The organism is Caulobacter rhizosphaerae, assembly GCF_010977555.1.
Classification (GTDB): Bacteria; Pseudomonadota; Alphaproteobacteria; order Caulobacterales; family Caulobacteraceae; genus Caulobacter; species Caulobacter rhizosphaerae.
In genome coordinates, this window is the sequence record NZ_CP048815.1 from 1,899,881 (window position 1) to 1,913,917 (window position 14,037).

Here is a 14,037-nt window from a genome sequence, read left to right on the forward strand (position 1 = left end):
TAGCGGGATGAGGCGTGTCTGGGCAACGTGACGCGGCGCGAGAGCGGTCCGACTCAGCTATGCCGCCGGCATGACCTTTCTCGAGATTGATCAGCTGATCGACGCCATGGCGGCCGAGGCGGCGAAGACGGGCGACGAAAGCCAGCTGCCCGGTGCGATCTTCCTGCATCCGGACCACTTCGTCGGCAACCTGCTGAAGACGGAGATGACGACGATCGGCCGGGGCATCCGCTATCGCGGCGTTCGGGTCCTGGTCTCCCGCGAATTCGAGAGCCGGGTGGTCGCCCGGGTCGACCTGCAGCGTGACGTCGGAGAGTTCGAGCCCGTGACGCCGGCCGAGCACGGCTGACGACCGCTAGCGCCGGCTACATCCTGGCGTCGGTGTCGATGAAGCCGTCGCGGCCACGGGCGCCACAGAGGTCGCAGCGGATCTTCCCGCGGATCTGGTGGGGCAAGGTTTCGCCCCCGAGGACCTGGATCGCCTGAGCCCGCGGCCAGACCTGCCGATTTCCGCATCGGCGGCAGGTGATCGTCAGATCGCTCTTGATCCGGCGTAGCGTCGGCCAGATGTGCGCCATGGGTCAGGTCGCGGGCGGGACATAGGGACCGTAGTCCGGCCGGGTCTCCCATTTCTGGCTTCCGCATCGAGGGCATGTCTGGCGGACATGGTGCCTGGCGTCGCAGATCCCGATGAGCGGGCCGTTCACGCCGCGGGCCTGCAGCTGGCTGATCACCTTCTGCAGATCGTAGGTCTCGCGCCACTGGCAGTGCAGGCAGATCAGCAGCAGGTTGGCTTCGCCGAGGAGCTGACCGAGGGGGACACCGGGAAGGTTCTCATTGCGGGGCATGTTCCGCTAATGTTCTAATTCCGGTCCCCGGCGAGTCAATGCGGCGAAGTCTCCTATCGCAGGCGTCTGTCATGCGCCGAAGGCTCGCTTCGCCTTCTCGCGCGCCTCCAGCTCGTCGATCGCGCGCTTGATCAGCTGCGAGGTATCGAGCTCGAGCTCGATCTTCAGGAGCGCGAACCTCCGGACGAACTCCCGATCGAAATGGCCGCCGATGTGGGTTCCACGCACTCGCTTGGCGCCAGGCGCCGCCGCCGACGCCGCCGGCGCTGGCGGCTCATCGCCGGCTTCGATCGCCTGCAGGAATCGCTTCGCCTTCGCCTCCATCACGCCGCTCCCGCGTGGTGCACCGGTGCACCGGTGCACAGGTGCAGGTGTGCGGCGAGGCTCTTCCAGAGGGCGGAGATCTCCGTTGAGCCCTTGCTGATCACCGTGACCTCCTGGGCCGCCTTGCCCTGGACGCTGGCGTCCTTGTGGATCTTCAGCCGGTGCAGGACCTGGTCGACCATCTCGACGCCGGCCTTGGCGAACATCGTGCGCGCCAGGTCGACTTCGCTGGTGCTGTTAGGCGTGACCATGTTGAGGACGGCCAGGGCCCGGGTCCCCAGCGCGCGGGCCGCGAGAACGGTCGTCGGCAACTGCTCGAACGATTCGATATCGGGGGTGCAGGGGATCAGCACCAAGTCGGCTTTCTGGACCGCGAGGAACGCCTCGCTGCTCTTCGCCGGCGGCGTGTCGATGAAGACCACGTCGCAGCCGGCCTCGCGCGCCAGGTCGAGATTGGCCTCAAGGTCCAACTCCGTGGTGAACCGCACCGCCGGCAGCTGGTCGCCGCGCCGGCGTCGCCCCCAGCGCGTCATCGACTGCTGGGTGTCCATGTCCAGGGCTAGGACCATCAGCCCGTCCCTGGCCGAGGCGACGGACAGGGACTTGGCCAGGGTGGATTTACCGACCCCGCCCTTCTGCATGGCTACGGCGATGATGATCATGGCGTGCTCCTTGGTTCAGGCGTGCAGCCGTGCACCGGTGCAATGGTGCACCCGTGGGGACGGAAGGTGGGCCTGGTCGCTGGTGAAGGGGTTGGAGACGGCGAGGGCCCCGGAAGGGGGCTCTAGGGCCGTCGTTGCACTCGTCGGAAAGCAACCGACGAATATCGTAGAACATTCCCTAGATTGTGGATCTAGAGGTCCTCGGTTCGAGCCCGAGAGCTGGTACCATCGCAGGACGCTGTAAAGCCCCGGGTTCCGCCTGGGGCTTTTTCGTTGCGGGGCGGAGACTAGGCGTGACGCCCGTGCAGGGCGGCCCAGACGCGCCAGCCGATCAGGGCGATGGCGATCCAACCCGCCAGCAGGCCGGCCATCGGATGGGCCTGCCACCAGTACCGAATGCGGACGGCGGCCGCCCCCGAGGACAATTTCACGCCTACGCTCCCGACTAACGCGACTTTGCGCGCCTGCTCCCTGGTCTGGAGGCTGCGCTTGAACGGGCGCTTGCGAAATGCGGCACAGCGCCGCTACCGCGCCGCGTGGAAAAGTGGGCCCCGGTCTTCCGTGAGGGCGATGCGACAGCGAAAACCGGGATCTCGCCGCGCGATTCCCGTATCGCGAAGCTTGCTCTAGGGCGCGGCCGCGGCCGGCTCGTCGTCGACCATCGCCTTGACCAGGTCGACGACCCGCCGGCGCAGGCGGCGATCGTTCAGCCGTGGGAACAGCCCCGCCAGCTCCAAGCCCTCCGGCGTGGCCACGAACTGGGTCATGCGCTGGGCGAAGCCGTCGTCGAGGTCGTCCCGCCTGGTCTCGTCCAGGCCTTCGAAGAAATAGGACACCGGCGACTGCAGCAGCCGCGCGGCCTCGTAGAGTTTGGAGGCGCTGATGCGATTGGCGCCGCGCTCGTACTTCTGGATCTGCTGGAAGGTGATGCCCAGGGCCTCGGCAAGCTGGGTCTGGCTGAGACCCAGCACCTTTCGCCGAATCCGAAGCCGGGCGCCCACATAGAGATCGACGGGGTGGGCCATGTCGGAAGGGAGTTTGTCGGTCATCCGCGTCACGTTCCTCCCAGCGACCGCGCGCCCGCCCTCTATTCGAAAGCGTGTGGTCCAGCTTGGTTAACGCAGAATAGACCCATGCCGCCGCCTTAGTCACGCGTCTGACACATCCGTTGAGCCCGCAAAATGGGCCGGCGGGCTTGACGTTTGGCGCGAGCAAGGGTGTTTGCCGCCCATGGAGACCAAGCTGCGCGTGCGGGTGGCGGTGGCCGGCGCCGGCGCGATCGGATCGGCCGTGGCGCTGACCCTGGTGCGCGCCGGGTTCGACGTCACGCTTTTCGACCCCAATTCCCCCGGCGACAATGCGTCCGGCGTGGCGGCCGGCATGCTGGCGCCGCTCGCCGAGGCGGTGTTCGATCCCGTCTCGACCCCGCACCTGGCCCTGCTGAGGCGGGCCCGCGACCGCTGGCCGGCCTTTACGGCGGGGCTGGACCTGCCGATCCTGCGGGACGGCCTGAGGGTCGAGGGCGAGGCGGCCTGGCTGGCCGGTATCGCCGCCCGCCTTGAGGCCCTGGGCGCGCCGTTCCAGCGGCTAGACGGCGCCCTGGTGGACGCCGAGGACTGGCGGGTCGAGGCGCGGCCGGCCCTGGCGGCCCTGCGAATCGGTTTCGAGGCCCTGGGCGGACGCTTTGCGGCCCGCGCCTTAGCGGCCGACGACCTGCCGGCCTTTTCGGCCGTCGTTCTGGCGACCGGCGCGGGCGACGCCGGCGGCTTGGCCCCGGAACTGGCGGCGCTGACCCCGATCAAGGGCCAGATCCTGCGCGCCGACCGCGGACCTTCGAGCGGGCCGGTGATCCGGGGCGAGGGGGTCTATGTCTGCCCCGGCGATCGGCCGGCGATCGGCGCGACCATGGAGGCGGGCCGGGCCGACCTGGCGGTTGATCCCTCGGCGACGGCGGCCCTGCGCGCGGCGGCGATCCGCCTGCGTCCGGAACTGGCCGAGGCGCGGATGACCACCGAGGTGGGCGTGCGGGCCGCCACGCCCGATGGCCTGCCCCTGGTGGGCTGGAGCGCGACGCCGGGCGTGATGCTGGCGGTCGGCGCCCGCCGTAACGGCTGGCTGCTGGCCCCGCTTGTGGCCGATCTGGTCGCGGCGTATCTGAAGGGTGATCACCCAGGTTCGGACGCCACGTCGCTGGACGCGCGGCGCTTCTCGAGGACCTGAGCCGCGACGACAAGAACCATAACCAGCAGGGCAGGGGCGAATGGGCGGATTTGGGTTGACCGAGGACCAGGAAGCCATCCGCGACGGCGTCGCCAAGCTGTGCGCCGACTTCGACGACGACTATTGGCGCCGCACCGACGAGACCGGGATCTTCCCCGAGGAATTCGTGGCCGCCATCGCCCAGGGCGGCTGGCTGGGCGTGGCCATGCCCGAGAGCGTCGGCGGGGCGGGGCTGGGCCTGACCGAGGCGGCGATCATGATGCAGGCCGTGGCCCAGTCGGGCGCGGGCTTTTCGGGCGCCAGCGCCATCCACCTGAACATCTTCGGCCCGATGCCGATCGTGAAGTTCGGCACCGACGAGCAGCGCCGGGAGCACCTGCCGCGGCTGATCTCGGGCCAGGACAAGATGTGCTTTGCGGTGACCGAGCCCAATTCGGGCCTGGACACCGCCAGCCTGGAAACCCGAGCCGAGAAGGTCGAGGGCGGCTATCGCCTGAACGGCCGCAAGATCTGGACCACCGGCGCCCAGCGCGCCAACAAGATCCTGATCATCGCCCGGACCACGCCTAAGGACCAGTGCGCCAAGCCGACCCAGGGCCTTTCCCTGTTCTATACCGACCGCGAGAAGATCGAGGCCAAGCCGATCCCCAAGATGGGGCGCAAGGCGGTCGAGTGTAATATGCTGTTCATCGAGGACCTGTTCGTGCCGGCCGACGACCTGGTCGGCGAGGCGGGCAAGGGCTTTTCCTACCTGCTGCACGGCCTGAACCCCGAACGGGTGCTGTTCGCGGTCGAGGCCATCGGCCTGGGGCGTGCGGCCCTGGCCAAGGCGACGACCTACGCTCGCGAGCGCGTGGTGTTCGGTCGGCCGATCGGCCAGAACCAGGGTGTCGCCCACCCCCTGGCCAGGTCCTGGGCCGAGCTGGAGGCCGCCAACCTGCTGGCCTTCAAGGCCGCCGCCCTCTACGACGCCGGCCAGGACTGCGGGGCCGAGGCCAACGCCGCCAAGTACCTGGGCGCCGAGGCGGGCTTCACCGCCTGCGAGAGCTCGGTCCTGGCCCATGGCGGCATGGGGTACGCCAAGGAATACGACGTCGAGCGCTATTTCCGCGAGGCGATGATCGCCCGGATCGCGCCGGTCAGCCGCGAGATGATCCTGAACTTCATCGCCGAACGGGTGCTGGGGTTGCCGAAGAGCTATTGAGGAGGCCTTTCTTTCGGGAAATGAGGCGCCCACTTGCCCCCTACGGACCGCTTCGCGGTCGTCTTCCCCCAGAGGGGGAAGAGCGCTCCGGTGCGAAGGCTCCGCCCCCTTTGGGGGCGGACAGACCGCGAAGCGGTCAGGTGGGGGCAAGTGTTGGCCGCCTCACGCGATCTCTCGCTGAAGGTATGGAAAGGGACGCGGAGCGCCGGACATCGTCCGGAGTGTTTGAGTAGTAACCGTTTTCGACGAAGCCCGATCGCTCCGCGCGGTCGTTGTCCGGAAGCGCAGCGGCGCTGAGCCCTGTTGGGGCCTCGCCGCCTTGAAGCCTCCGACGGGCGGGCCAGGTCAACGAACCCCGGTCCCGGACCGCGAGCGCGTCACCGCCCGCCTGTTGCTCAATCAGCCCTCGCGCCACGTCGTTTTTGTGTTCCAGGCCCGACCGGCTCCAGAGACGCGAAGTTTGGTCCAAAAGGACCGCCGACGGAGCTTCCCGCTCGATCGCCCCCCGCCGCCGCATCGGTCGCTGGCCATGCCCTTTCCCTGCGTCGAGGTGGGTACAGGATAAGGGCGATCTGGAAGGGTGAGGATAAGTTAGGTCGAGAAAGTTCAAGATGTTGATTTTACTTATGTTCGTCGCGGATACCCAGAGGATAAGCGCACGACTGGGGACACGCCGCAAGGGCATGTCCCCGCGCGGGAGACGGGGACAGGCACGCACGGCAAGACCTCCTCAGGCCTGACGAAGCCTTGGAGTGCGTGCCTGTCCCCAAAGTCATCCGCAGCGCTGGCTCGTCCGTCCCCAAGAGCGGGTTCAAGGCCGGACACAACAGATCAAGGAGGGGACACGCACTCACGCAAACGCCCTGCACGCCGACCAACGCCTTGCCGTGAGTGCGCGTCCCCGACAGGCCCGCTGAACTAGTCGAGCTTCACCAGAGGGCAGTTGAGCCAGACATTGGAGTTGGCCTTGTAGGCTTTCATCGAGGTGAAGCCGTAGGCGCTCCACGATGTCGTGTCGCTCGGGTCGACCGCCTTTTCCAGGATCACAACTTTGTAGAGGCAGCTCTTGGGAGCGCCGACACGTTGATAGATCCATTGGGTGGGTCTTCCAGCTCAGTCGCTTGGGCGTGATCTTCAGCAGTCCGCTGCAGGCGCGTCCGGCGCCCTCGAAAACGCCTAGCTGGACGCGTGGCTCGACCGGCGGCGAAACGGCTGCTCGCGGCCGCGCGGGCTGGTCGGGCGCTCTGTCGCGCGCCGCGGCGGGCGCGCACAGCAGCAGGGCGAGCAGAAGGAAGCGGGGCGAGGGCTTCATGATCAAGCCTGCGTGATCCACGCGAAGTTCGTGGGAAATCGGCGTTTCCGGCATCTCCGGCCGCCCACCGTCGAGCTAGGCCGCTTTCACCAGGTAGCACTTGAGCTGCTCGAACTTGGCGTCGGCCTTGTAGGCTTTTACGGAGGTGAAGCCAGAGACGTTCTACGCCCAGTCGTCTGTATCGACCGCCTTTTCCAGCACCACCACCTTATAGAGGCAGCTCTTGGGGGCGCCGACGCGTTGATAGGCCCATCGGGTGACGCTGCCCTCCTGGCGACGCTCCGCCAGGGTGTAGGCTGTGGGTGGGCAGGGATTGAACGGAGGGCTCCAACTCAGCCGCCTGGGGGTGATCTTCAACAGTCCGCTGCAAGCGCGTCCGGTGCCCTCGAAGACACCTAGTTGGACGCGCGGCTCGCCTGATGGCGAACCGGTGGCCGGCGTCTGCGCGGGCTTGTTGGGCGCTCTGGCGAGAGCCGCGGGGGGCGCGCACAGCAGAAGCGCGAGGAGGAGGAGACGGAGTGAGGGCTTCATGGTGAGGCCTGTGAGATCCAGGTGAAAGCTCTGGGGGCGGCGTCTCGAGCCCTCGTCGCCGAACTAATCCAGCTTCACCAGATAGCAACTGAGACGGATATCAGAGCTGGCCTTGTAGGCCTGCATCGAGGTGAAGCCAGTGACGTTCCACGCGATCGAGCTGTCTGGGCTGACCACTTTCTTCAGCACAACCAACTTGTAGAAGCAGCTCTTGGGGGCGCCGACGCGCCGATAGACCCATCGGGTGGTCCCGTCCTCCTGGCGACGCTCCGCCAGGGTGAAGGCCAAGGTGGGGCAGGAACTAAAGGGGGTCTTCCAGCTCAGCCGCTTGGGCGTGATCTTCAGCAGTCCGCTGCAGGCGCGTCCGGTGCCCTCGAAGACGCCGAGTTGAAGGCGGGGCTCGCTCGGCGGTGCAGCGGCGGCCGGCGCGGGCTTGTCGGGCGCCCCGGCGCGCGCCGCGGCGGGTGCGTACAGCAGCAGGGTGAGCAGGAAGAGGCGGAGTGAGGGGTTCATTTGATCTTCCCCAGACAATAGGCAAGCTTTTCGGCGTAACGCTTGTCGCCAGAGTTGTAGAGCCTGGCTACCGTGGTATTATCGAGCGACTTGAAGCCGGTGATTGTCTTCATCATCTTGGCTTTTCGAATCTTGACGGTCTGGCCGATCTTCAGGGTGTGGAGGCCCGGATTCAGCCAATACAACTCGCCGAGCGTCGAGCCGTTCTGCCTGGCGATGCGATCGAGGCTGTCGCCGGGAACGACCTTGTAGTCATGGACCGGGTCTGTGAGATCCTCGACATTGACGTAATCGTAGTTGGCGGCCTTCATTAGCAAATAGCCGACGCCCGCCTGGATGTTCTTCACGGGGTCGGTGCGGACGTTCTGGAACGTCAAGCTGCTGGCGATGTCGCTAGGCATGATCAAATCGCCGCCCTCCTTGCCGCCCAGCAGGGCTGCAAGGCCTGGGTCGCTCACGTCGCCGATCTGCATGGGCTGGGTCGCCCAGGAATCAGAGGGGGCGCCAGTCTCGGTCCACACCATCGCCTTGACCAGTTTCCAGTCCAGAGCCGTGAAGCCCGGGGCTGATTTCAGGTGCGTGTTGTACTTATCGACCGTGCTTTTGATGACTGCGTCGTAGCTGTGCCAAGCTGGATTCTTGCCCGATGTGTCAATCGTGTCCTTCCACTTCTCGAAGGGGGTCTTCGGGGGCAACGGCATGCGACGCTCACGGGTAGCGGACAGGGCGGGCGAAGCGCGCCCAGGTAGAGCAGCTTGGGCTGGAATCCGATTTTCGTCCAGGCGCGCGGCGGCGCCTGGCGCAGCGCCCATACGAAAAATCCCGGAGCGGCCTTTCGGGCCGTCCGGGATTTTCGGTCCGCGGTGGGTTGCGGGCTAGATGTAGCGGCGCAGCGAGCGGGCCAGTTCGGTCGGGCCCGACTTCTTCTTGGTCTGCTGGGGCTGGTAGGCGACCCGGGCGTGCTCGTTGCAGTACGGGCCGTCCGACGAGCGTCGGCCGCAGAAGGTGAAGCCGTCGGTCGACGGGTCGCCGATCGGCCACTTGCACATGTGGGCGCCCAGGGTCAGCACGGTGGCCGAGCCCGGCTCCTCGGCGCGGAAGGCCGGGACCGACGGCTGCTGGGCCACGGCCGGCAGCGGCGCCGGCTCGGCGGCGATCACCCGGCGCGGCGCCGAGGGCATCGCCGTGGCGGCCGGGCGCGCCGGACGCGGGGCCTTGAAGGCCGGGCGCGCCGGTTGCGACGGCGCGGCGCGGCCCGACAGGCCCAGGCGGTGCACCTTGCCGATCACGGCGTTGCGCGTGACGCCGCCCAGCTGTTTGGCGATCTGACTGGCGGACAGGCCGTCCAGCCAGAGCTTCTTCAAGGTGGTGACCCGTTCGTCAGTCCAGCTCATGACCCATCTCCGCCTAAAAAAGAGTCCGAAACGGGTTTCCCCGACTCGCCCCGGCCTCTACATCTGGTGTACGGACGGCCCCGCCGGCCGCTCGCCTACCAGATAGTGTAAAGAATACGTTAAAACACACAATAGGCGCCATCCGGTCTGTCCACAGAAACAACATATTGATTCCGTCGGCGCGCCGCTTGCGCCGGGCCCGCCTCGGGCGCACATGCCAGGGGCTTGGCTGATCGAGGGTCCTGGCGGCGCCAGGCCCTCGGGCCGTTCGATCGAGACCTCCAGGACCGCAAGCCCATGAAAGACGTGACGGCCTCCGTCATCCCCCCGCAGCCGCGCGACTATCACGGCTGGAACTGGAGCGGGTTCTTCACCCTCTACCAGCGCGAGATCCGCCGCTTCTGGAAGGTGGGCACCCAGACGGTCGCCGCCCCGGTGGTGACGACCCTGCTCTACATGCTGGTGTTCGTGGTGGCGGTGGGCGGCAGCCGGCCGGCGGTCGGGGGCGTGACCTTCGGCCATTTCGTGGCCCCGGGCCTGATCATGATGGCCATCCTCAACAACGCCTTCGCCAATTCATCCTCGTCGCTGATCCAGGCCAAGATGATGGGCCTGACGCCGGACTTCCTGACGCCGCCGCTGTCACCGCTGGAGCAGGTGGCGGCGTTCGGCCTGGGCGCGGCGACGCGCGGCATCGTCGTGGGGACGGTCACCGCCCTGGTGATCGGCGTGCTGCCCGGCGCGGGCCTGCAGGTCAGCCACCTGTGGGCGATCCTCTATTTCGCGGTCGGCGCCTCGGTCATCCTGGGCCTGGCCGGCGTGCTGGCCGGCCTGTGGGCCGAGAAGTTCGACCAGCTGGCGGCGGTGACCAATTTCGTGATCATGCCGATGACCTTCCTGTCGGGCACCTTCTACCTGGTCGACCGCCTGCCCGAGCCGTTCCGCTCGGCCAGCCACTTCAATCCGTTCTTCTACCTGATCGACGGCTTCCGCTACGGCTTCATCGGCCACGCCGACGGCTCGGTGGCGATCGGGGCGGTGGTGACCGCGGCCCTGTCGGTGGGGCTGTTCCTCTGGTGCTGGTGGCTTTTCCGGACCGGATACCGGCTGAAGAGCTAGATTTCGCCGTTGAGCGCCGGTGTGACCGCAAACACTGTGGCGCAGCCGTCCCTGACACTCAAAATTCACCCGGGCTTTGTTGACAGGGCGCGGATACGCGCCGACAACGCTGGGCCTTCCGGTCCCCGTGCTTTCGAGCACGGGGGCTTCTTTCCTTTTTGGGAGGCCGTCTTGAGCACGTCGACGTCGTCTAACCCCGCGCAACACCACATCATGGGCGTCTATAACCGCGCCCCGCTGGCGTTCGAGCGAGGCCGAGGCGCGCGCCTGTTCTCGACCACCGGCGAGGAATACCTGGACTGCGTGGCCGGCATCGCCACCTGCGGCCTGGGCCACGCCCACCCGGTGCTGGTCGACGCGCTGAAGACCCAGGGCGAGAAGCTCTGGCACGTCTCCAACATCTACACGATCCCCGAGCAGGAAGTGCTGGCCGACAAGCTGTGCGCGGCCACCTTCGCCGACGTGGTGTTCTTCACCAATTCGGGCACCGAGGCGATCGAGTGCGCCCTGAAGGCCGCGCGCCGCTACCACGTGGTCAACGGCCAGCCCGAGCGGGTCGACATCATCGGTTTCGACGGCTCGTTCCACGGCCGCTCGTACGCGGCGGTCAACGCCTCGGGCAACGCCGGCTACCTGGACGGCTTCGGGCCGCGCCTGCCGGGCTATGTCCAGCTGCCGTTCGGCGACTGGGACGCCCTGAAGGCGGCCATCGGCCCGACCACGGCCGGGGTGATCATCGAGCCGGTGCAGGGCGAGGGCGGGGCGCGGGCCCTGACCGACGCCCAGCTCAACGAACTGCGCCAGATCACCCGCGACGCGGGCGTCCTGCTGATCTTCGACGAGGTCCAGAGCGGCATGGGCCGGACCGGCAAGCTGTTCGCCCACGAATGGGCCAGCGACGCCGCGCCGGACATCATGGCGGTGGCCAAGGCCCTGGGCGGCGGCTTCCCGGTCGGCGCCTGCCTGGCGTCCACCGAGGGCGCGCGCGGCATGACGCCGGGCGTCCACGGCTCGACCTACGGCGGCAACCCGCTGGCCATGGCCGTGGGCAAGGCGGCGTTCGACGCGATCAACACGCCGGAGATCCTGGACAACGTGAAGACCGTCGCCGGCTTCTTCACCCAGCAGTTGGAAGGCCTCAAGGACCGCTTCCCGGACGTCATCGTCGACGTCCGCGGCAAGGGCCTGCTGATCGGCGTCAAGCTGATCCCCAACAATCGCGAGTTCATGGTCCTGGCCCGCGACCAGAAGCTGCTGATCGCCGGCGGTGGCGACAACTGCGTGCGCCTGCTGCCGCCGCTGAACCTGACGGTCGAGGAAGCGTCCGAGGCCATCGCCAAGCTCGAAAAGGCCTGCGAGGCCGCCCGGGCCAAAGCCGCCGCCTAAACACGGCCGCGACCGATCAAACCGCTCGTTCCGGCAAGGCCGGGGCGGGCGGGCAGGGGGATTTGCAATGACCGAACCCAGGCACTTCATCGACCTGTGGAAGCTGGACGGCCCGACGTTGCGGCTGATGCTGGAGGACGCCAAGGCCCGCAAGGCCGCCCGCGCCGGCTGGTCCAAGGGGCGCGTCGACGCCGACGCCCCGGCCGCCGACCGCGTGCTGGCGATGATCTTCCAGAAGAACTCGACCCGCACCCGGTTCTCGTTCGACGCGGCGATCCGGCAGCTGGGCGGCAGCGGCATCATCTCGACGTCCAACGACATGCAGCTGGGCCGCGGCGAGACCATCGAGGACACCGCCAAGGTGCTGTCGCGGATGGTCGACGCGGTGATGATCCGCGCCAACAGCCACGCCGACGTCGAGCGCTTCGCCCAGGTCTCGACCGTGCCGGTGATCAACGGCCTGACCGACAAGAGCCACCCGTGCCAGATCATGGCCGACCTCCTGACGATCGAGGAGCATCGCGGCGACGTCGGCGGCAAGACCATCGCCTGGGTCGGCGACGGCAACAATGTCTGCTCCAGCTTCATCCACGCCGCGCCGCTGCTGGGCTTCAAGCTGAACATCGCCTGCCCGGCGGTCTACCATCCCGACCTGGTCGACCTTGCCCGCGCCCAGGAGCGCCAGGGCCAGATCGTCATGACCGACGACCCGCGCGAGGCCGTGCGCGGCGCCGACGTGGTCGTGGCCGACACCTGGGTGTCGATGGGCGACACCGACCATGACGAGCGCCTGGCGGCCCTGGAGCCTTACCAGGTCGACGACGCCCTGATGGACCTGTCGGCCCCCGACGGCGTCTTCCTGCACTGCCTGCCGGCCCATCGCGGCGAGGAAGTCACCGACAGCGTGCTGGACGGCCCGCGCTCACTGGCCTGGGACGAGGCGGAGAACCGCATCCACGCCCAGAAGTCGGTACTGGCCTGGTGCTTCGGGGCGATCGGTTGACGCCCTGCGTCCTTCGAGGCTCGCCTGCGGCTCGCACCTCAGGATGAGGAATTCAGAGCAACTGAGTTCCTCTTCCTGAGGCGCCCACGCAGCGGGCCTCGCAGGACGCAGGGCGCAAAAGGATCCAGTCGATGGCCAAGATCGAGTTCAACAAGCAGAAGCGCGACGCCTTGCTCGACAAGCTGACGCGCTACCTGGACCGCGAGCTCGACTGCGAGGCCAGTCCGCTGCAGGCCGGGTTCCTGCTGGATTTCATCTCCGAGCAGATGGGGCCGTACTACTACAATCAGGGTGTCCAGGACGCCCAGCAGCTGTTCCGCGACAAGCTGGAAGACGCGGTCTACGAGATCGAGAAGCCGTTCGTGGATTAGGCGGGAACACTTGCCCCCACCTGACCGCTGCGCGGTCTGTCCGCCCCTACAGGGAGCGGAGCCTCGCGTTTTAACTCTTCCTCCTTTGGGGGAAGACGGTCGCGAAGCGACCCGTAGGGGGCAAGTGCGCCAATGCACCCCCTCGCAATTTCCGCCGAACCGCCTATCTAGCCTCCCCATGACCGACATCGCCGCCCAAACCGCCCTCGGGGACGCTCCCGACGACCTCGTTTCCGCCTTCCAGATCGAAGGCCTGCCCGTGCGCGGCCGGGCCGTGCGCCTGGGCGCGGCGGTCGACGAGGTGCTGACCCGCCACGACTATCCCGAGCCTGTCGCCAACCTGCTGGGCGAGGCCTGCGCCCTGGCCGCCCTGGTCGGCTCGAGCCTGAAGTTCGAGGGCCGGCTGATCGTCCAGGCGCAAGGGGACGGTCCGGTGCGCTATGTCGTGGTCGACTATGACACCAGCGGCGCCCTGCGCGGCTACTGCCGGTTCGACCCGGAAGAGGTGGCGGCGGTCTCGGAAGGCTTCGCCCGGCCGGGCGCCAAGACCCTGCTGGGCGGCGGCACCTTCGTGATGACCGTCGACCAGGGTCCGGACATGGACCGTTACCAAGGCATCACCCCGATCGAGGGCGAGACCCTGGCCCTGTGCGCCGAGCAGTACTTCGCCCAGTCCGAGCAGACCCCGACCCGGGTGCGTCTGGCCGTCGGCCAGGCCGACAGCGGTGAGGGCCTGAAGTGGCGGGCCGGCGGCATCCTGATCCAGGCCATCGCCGGCGACGAGAGCCGGGGCGAGACCCAGGAAGCCTGGACCCACGTCCAGGCCCTGTTCGAGACCACCGGCGAGGACGAACTGATCGACCCCACCGTGCCGACCACCACCCTGCTGTGGCGGCTGTTCAACGAGGACGGCGTGCGCCTGCTGGAGGAGAAGCCGCTGCGCGCCTTCTGCCGCTGCTCGGAGGACCGCATCGGCGCGGTGCTGGGCTCGTTCACCGCCGAGGAGGTGGCCGAGATGGTCGAGCCCGACGGCAAGATCCACGTGACCTGCGAATACTGCTCGCGGGTCTACGCGCTGGAGCCGACGGCGGCGGGCTAAGGGGCGCGTACGGCCTGCTGCAAGCCGTCGGGTTGGTTCGGCCTTGCCCTT

Annotated in this window: 19 protein-coding genes and 1 pseudogene; 9 read left to right on the forward strand and 11 right to left on the reverse strand. The window is 67.7% G+C overall.

Translation table 11 applies throughout. The annotated features are described in order from the left end of the window. Positions 1-70: 70 nt before the first annotated feature. On the forward strand, positions 71-349 hold the full coding sequence (locus tag G3M57_RS09125) for a hypothetical protein (RefSeq protein WP_163230109.1): 279 nt from the start codon (positions 71-73) through the stop codon (positions 347-349). Between the two features lie 16 nt (positions 350-365). On the opposite strand, the gene G3M57_RS09130 is transcribed toward G3M57_RS09125, so the two are convergent. The 6 genes from G3M57_RS09130 to G3M57_RS09155 all read right to left on the reverse strand — a co-directional run bounded on the left by G3M57_RS09130 (position 366) and on the right by G3M57_RS09155 (position 2,883). Then, positions 366-578: a hypothetical protein gene (locus tag G3M57_RS09130; protein ID WP_163230111.1), complete on the reverse strand. Its 213-nt coding sequence runs from the start codon at positions 576-578 to the stop codon at positions 366-368. A gap of 3 nt (positions 579-581) precedes the next feature. Continuing rightward, positions 582-848: a hypothetical protein gene (locus G3M57_RS09135; protein WP_163230113.1), complete on the reverse strand. Its 267-nt coding sequence runs from the start codon at positions 846-848 to the stop codon at positions 582-584. A gap of 69 nt (positions 849-917) precedes the next feature. Beyond that, positions 918-1,172 carry a hypothetical protein gene (locus tag G3M57_RS09140; RefSeq protein WP_163230115.1) on the reverse strand — a complete coding sequence of 85 codons (255 nt, stop codon included), beginning with the start codon at positions 1,170-1,172 and terminating at the stop codon, positions 918-920. After that, positions 1,172-1,834 (reverse strand): ParA family protein, encoded by a 663-nt coding sequence (locus G3M57_RS09145; RefSeq protein WP_163230117.1) that lies wholly within the window; start codon positions 1,832-1,834, stop codon positions 1,172-1,174. Before G3M57_RS09145 ends, G3M57_RS09140 begins: the two co-directional genes overlap by 1 nt. Positions 1,835-2,121: 287 nt before the next feature. Further along, positions 2,122-2,265 carry a hypothetical protein gene (locus G3M57_RS09150; protein ID WP_156402117.1) on the reverse strand — a complete coding sequence of 48 codons (144 nt, stop codon included), beginning with the start codon at positions 2,263-2,265 and terminating at the stop codon, positions 2,122-2,124. 195 nt (positions 2,266-2,460) lie between these two features. Continuing rightward, positions 2,461-2,883, reverse strand: a complete 423-nt coding sequence (locus G3M57_RS09155; RefSeq protein WP_056752546.1) for a helix-turn-helix domain-containing protein — start codon at positions 2,881-2,883, stop codon at positions 2,461-2,463. A gap of 181 nt (positions 2,884-3,064) precedes the next feature. Between G3M57_RS09155 and G3M57_RS09160 the strand changes: the two genes are divergently transcribed. Both G3M57_RS09160 and G3M57_RS09165 read left to right on the forward strand, forming a co-directional pair. Continuing rightward, positions 3,065-4,054 carry an NAD(P)/FAD-dependent oxidoreductase gene (locus G3M57_RS09160; protein ID WP_056752548.1) on the forward strand — a complete coding sequence of 330 codons (990 nt, stop codon included), beginning with the start codon at positions 3,065-3,067 and terminating at the stop codon, positions 4,052-4,054. Positions 4,055-4,094: 40 nt separating this feature from the next. Then, the gene (locus G3M57_RS09165; protein WP_056752551.1) at positions 4,095-5,258 is read left to right on the forward strand and encodes an acyl-CoA dehydrogenase family protein; all 1,164 of its coding nucleotides are present in this window, start codon (positions 4,095-4,097) and stop codon (positions 5,256-5,258) included. Between the two features lie 918 nt (positions 5,259-6,176). Here G3M57_RS09165 and G3M57_RS27730 read toward each other — a convergent pair. The 5 genes from G3M57_RS27730 to gcrA form a co-directional block, all read right to left on the reverse strand. Next, positions 6,177-6,305 carry a hypothetical protein gene (locus G3M57_RS27730; protein WP_255355498.1) on the reverse strand — a complete coding sequence of 43 codons (129 nt, stop codon included), beginning with the start codon at positions 6,303-6,305 and terminating at the stop codon, positions 6,177-6,179. 427 nt (positions 6,306-6,732) lie between these two features. Then, positions 6,733-6,927 (reverse strand): hypothetical protein, encoded by a 195-nt coding sequence (locus G3M57_RS27425; protein WP_230983942.1) that lies wholly within the window; start codon positions 6,925-6,927, stop codon positions 6,733-6,735. A gap of 237 nt (positions 6,928-7,164) precedes the next feature. Further along, positions 7,165-7,614 carry a hypothetical protein gene (locus tag G3M57_RS09180; protein ID WP_056752554.1) on the reverse strand — a complete coding sequence of 150 codons (450 nt, stop codon included), beginning with the start codon at positions 7,612-7,614 and terminating at the stop codon, positions 7,165-7,167. After that, positions 7,611-8,315: a LysM peptidoglycan-binding domain-containing protein gene (locus G3M57_RS09185; protein WP_056752555.1), complete on the reverse strand. Its 705-nt coding sequence runs from the start codon at positions 8,313-8,315 to the stop codon at positions 7,611-7,613. Before G3M57_RS09185 ends, G3M57_RS09180 begins: the two co-directional genes overlap by 4 nt. A gap of 174 nt (positions 8,316-8,489) precedes the next feature. Then, complete coding sequence (gcrA, locus tag G3M57_RS09190) at positions 8,490-9,008, reverse strand: cell cycle sigma 70 cofactor GcrA (protein ID WP_028039557.1); 519 nt, start codon at positions 9,006-9,008, stop codon at positions 8,490-8,492. A gap of 297 nt (positions 9,009-9,305) precedes the next feature. On the opposite strand from gcrA, the gene G3M57_RS09195 reads away from it, so the two are divergent. From G3M57_RS09195 to G3M57_RS09215, 6 genes and pseudogenes are all read left to right on the forward strand, one after another. Beyond that, on the forward strand, positions 9,306-10,127 hold the full coding sequence (locus tag G3M57_RS09195) for an ABC transporter permease (RefSeq protein WP_056752558.1): 822 nt from the start codon (positions 9,306-9,308) through the stop codon (positions 10,125-10,127). Between the two features lie 171 nt (positions 10,128-10,298). Continuing rightward, on the forward strand, positions 10,299-11,513 hold the full coding sequence (locus G3M57_RS09200) for an aspartate aminotransferase family protein (protein ID WP_082564469.1): 1,215 nt from the start codon (positions 10,299-10,301) through the stop codon (positions 11,511-11,513). Positions 11,514-11,580: 67 nt separating this feature from the next. Continuing rightward, entirely contained in the window at positions 11,581-12,516 is a 936-nt protein-coding gene (gene argF, locus G3M57_RS09205) for an ornithine carbamoyltransferase (protein WP_056752563.1), read from the forward strand. Between the two features lie 24 nt (positions 12,517-12,540). After that, positions 12,541-12,632 (forward strand): annotated as a pseudogene (locus G3M57_RS27930) (hypothetical protein); the annotation flags it as partial. A gap of 15 nt (positions 12,633-12,647) precedes the next feature. Beyond that, positions 12,648-12,887 (forward strand): DUF2164 domain-containing protein, encoded by a 240-nt coding sequence (locus G3M57_RS09210; protein WP_007668579.1) that lies wholly within the window; start codon positions 12,648-12,650, stop codon positions 12,885-12,887. A gap of 178 nt (positions 12,888-13,065) precedes the next feature. Further along, positions 13,066-13,986: an Hsp33 family molecular chaperone gene (locus tag G3M57_RS09215; RefSeq protein WP_056752566.1), complete on the forward strand. Its 921-nt coding sequence runs from the start codon at positions 13,066-13,068 to the stop codon at positions 13,984-13,986. Positions 13,987-14,037 lie beyond the last annotated feature (51 nt).

What these genes read in the sequence shown, in the direction of transcription:
- G3M57_RS09125 (WP_163230109.1), top strand. Translation starts at nt 71, where the DNA reads ATGACCTTTCTCGAGATTGATCAGCTGATCGACGCCATGGCGGCCGAG.
- G3M57_RS09130 (WP_163230111.1), bottom strand. Translation starts at nt 578, where the DNA reads ATGGCGCACATCTGGCCGACGCTACGCCGGATCAAGAGCGATCTGACG.
- G3M57_RS09135 (WP_163230113.1), bottom strand. Translation starts at nt 848, where the DNA reads ATGCCCCGCAATGAGAACCTTCCCGGTGTCCCCCTCGGTCAGCTCCTC.
- G3M57_RS09140 (WP_163230115.1), bottom strand. Translation starts at nt 1,172, where the DNA reads ATGGAGGCGAAGGCGAAGCGATTCCTGCAGGCGATCGAAGCCGGCGAT.
- G3M57_RS09145 (WP_163230117.1), bottom strand. Translation starts at nt 1,834, where the DNA reads ATGATCATCATCGCCGTAGCCATGCAGAAGGGCGGGGTCGGTAAATCC.
- G3M57_RS09155 (WP_056752546.1), bottom strand. Translation starts at nt 2,883, where the DNA reads ATGACCGACAAACTCCCTTCCGACATGGCCCACCCCGTCGATCTCTAT.
- G3M57_RS09160 (WP_056752548.1), top strand. Translation starts at nt 3,065, where the DNA reads ATGGAGACCAAGCTGCGCGTGCGGGTGGCGGTGGCCGGCGCCGGCGCG.
- G3M57_RS09165 (WP_056752551.1), top strand. Translation starts at nt 4,095, where the DNA reads ATGGGCGGATTTGGGTTGACCGAGGACCAGGAAGCCATCCGCGACGGC.
- G3M57_RS09180 (WP_056752554.1), bottom strand. Translation starts at nt 7,614, where the DNA reads ATGAACCCCTCACTCCGCCTCTTCCTGCTCACCCTGCTGCTGTACGCA.
- G3M57_RS09185 (WP_056752555.1), bottom strand. Translation starts at nt 8,315, where the DNA reads ATGCCGTTGCCCCCGAAGACCCCCTTCGAGAAGTGGAAGGACACGATT.
- gcrA (WP_028039557.1), bottom strand. Translation starts at nt 9,008, where the DNA reads ATGAGCTGGACTGACGAACGGGTCACCACCTTGAAGAAGCTCTGGCTG.
- G3M57_RS09195 (WP_056752558.1), top strand. Translation starts at nt 9,306, where the DNA reads ATGAAAGACGTGACGGCCTCCGTCATCCCCCCGCAGCCGCGCGACTAT.
- argF (WP_056752563.1), top strand. Translation starts at nt 11,581, where the DNA reads ATGACCGAACCCAGGCACTTCATCGACCTGTGGAAGCTGGACGGCCCG.
- G3M57_RS09210 (WP_007668579.1), top strand. Translation starts at nt 12,648, where the DNA reads ATGGCCAAGATCGAGTTCAACAAGCAGAAGCGCGACGCCTTGCTCGAC.
- G3M57_RS09215 (WP_056752566.1), top strand. Translation starts at nt 13,066, where the DNA reads ATGACCGACATCGCCGCCCAAACCGCCCTCGGGGACGCTCCCGACGAC.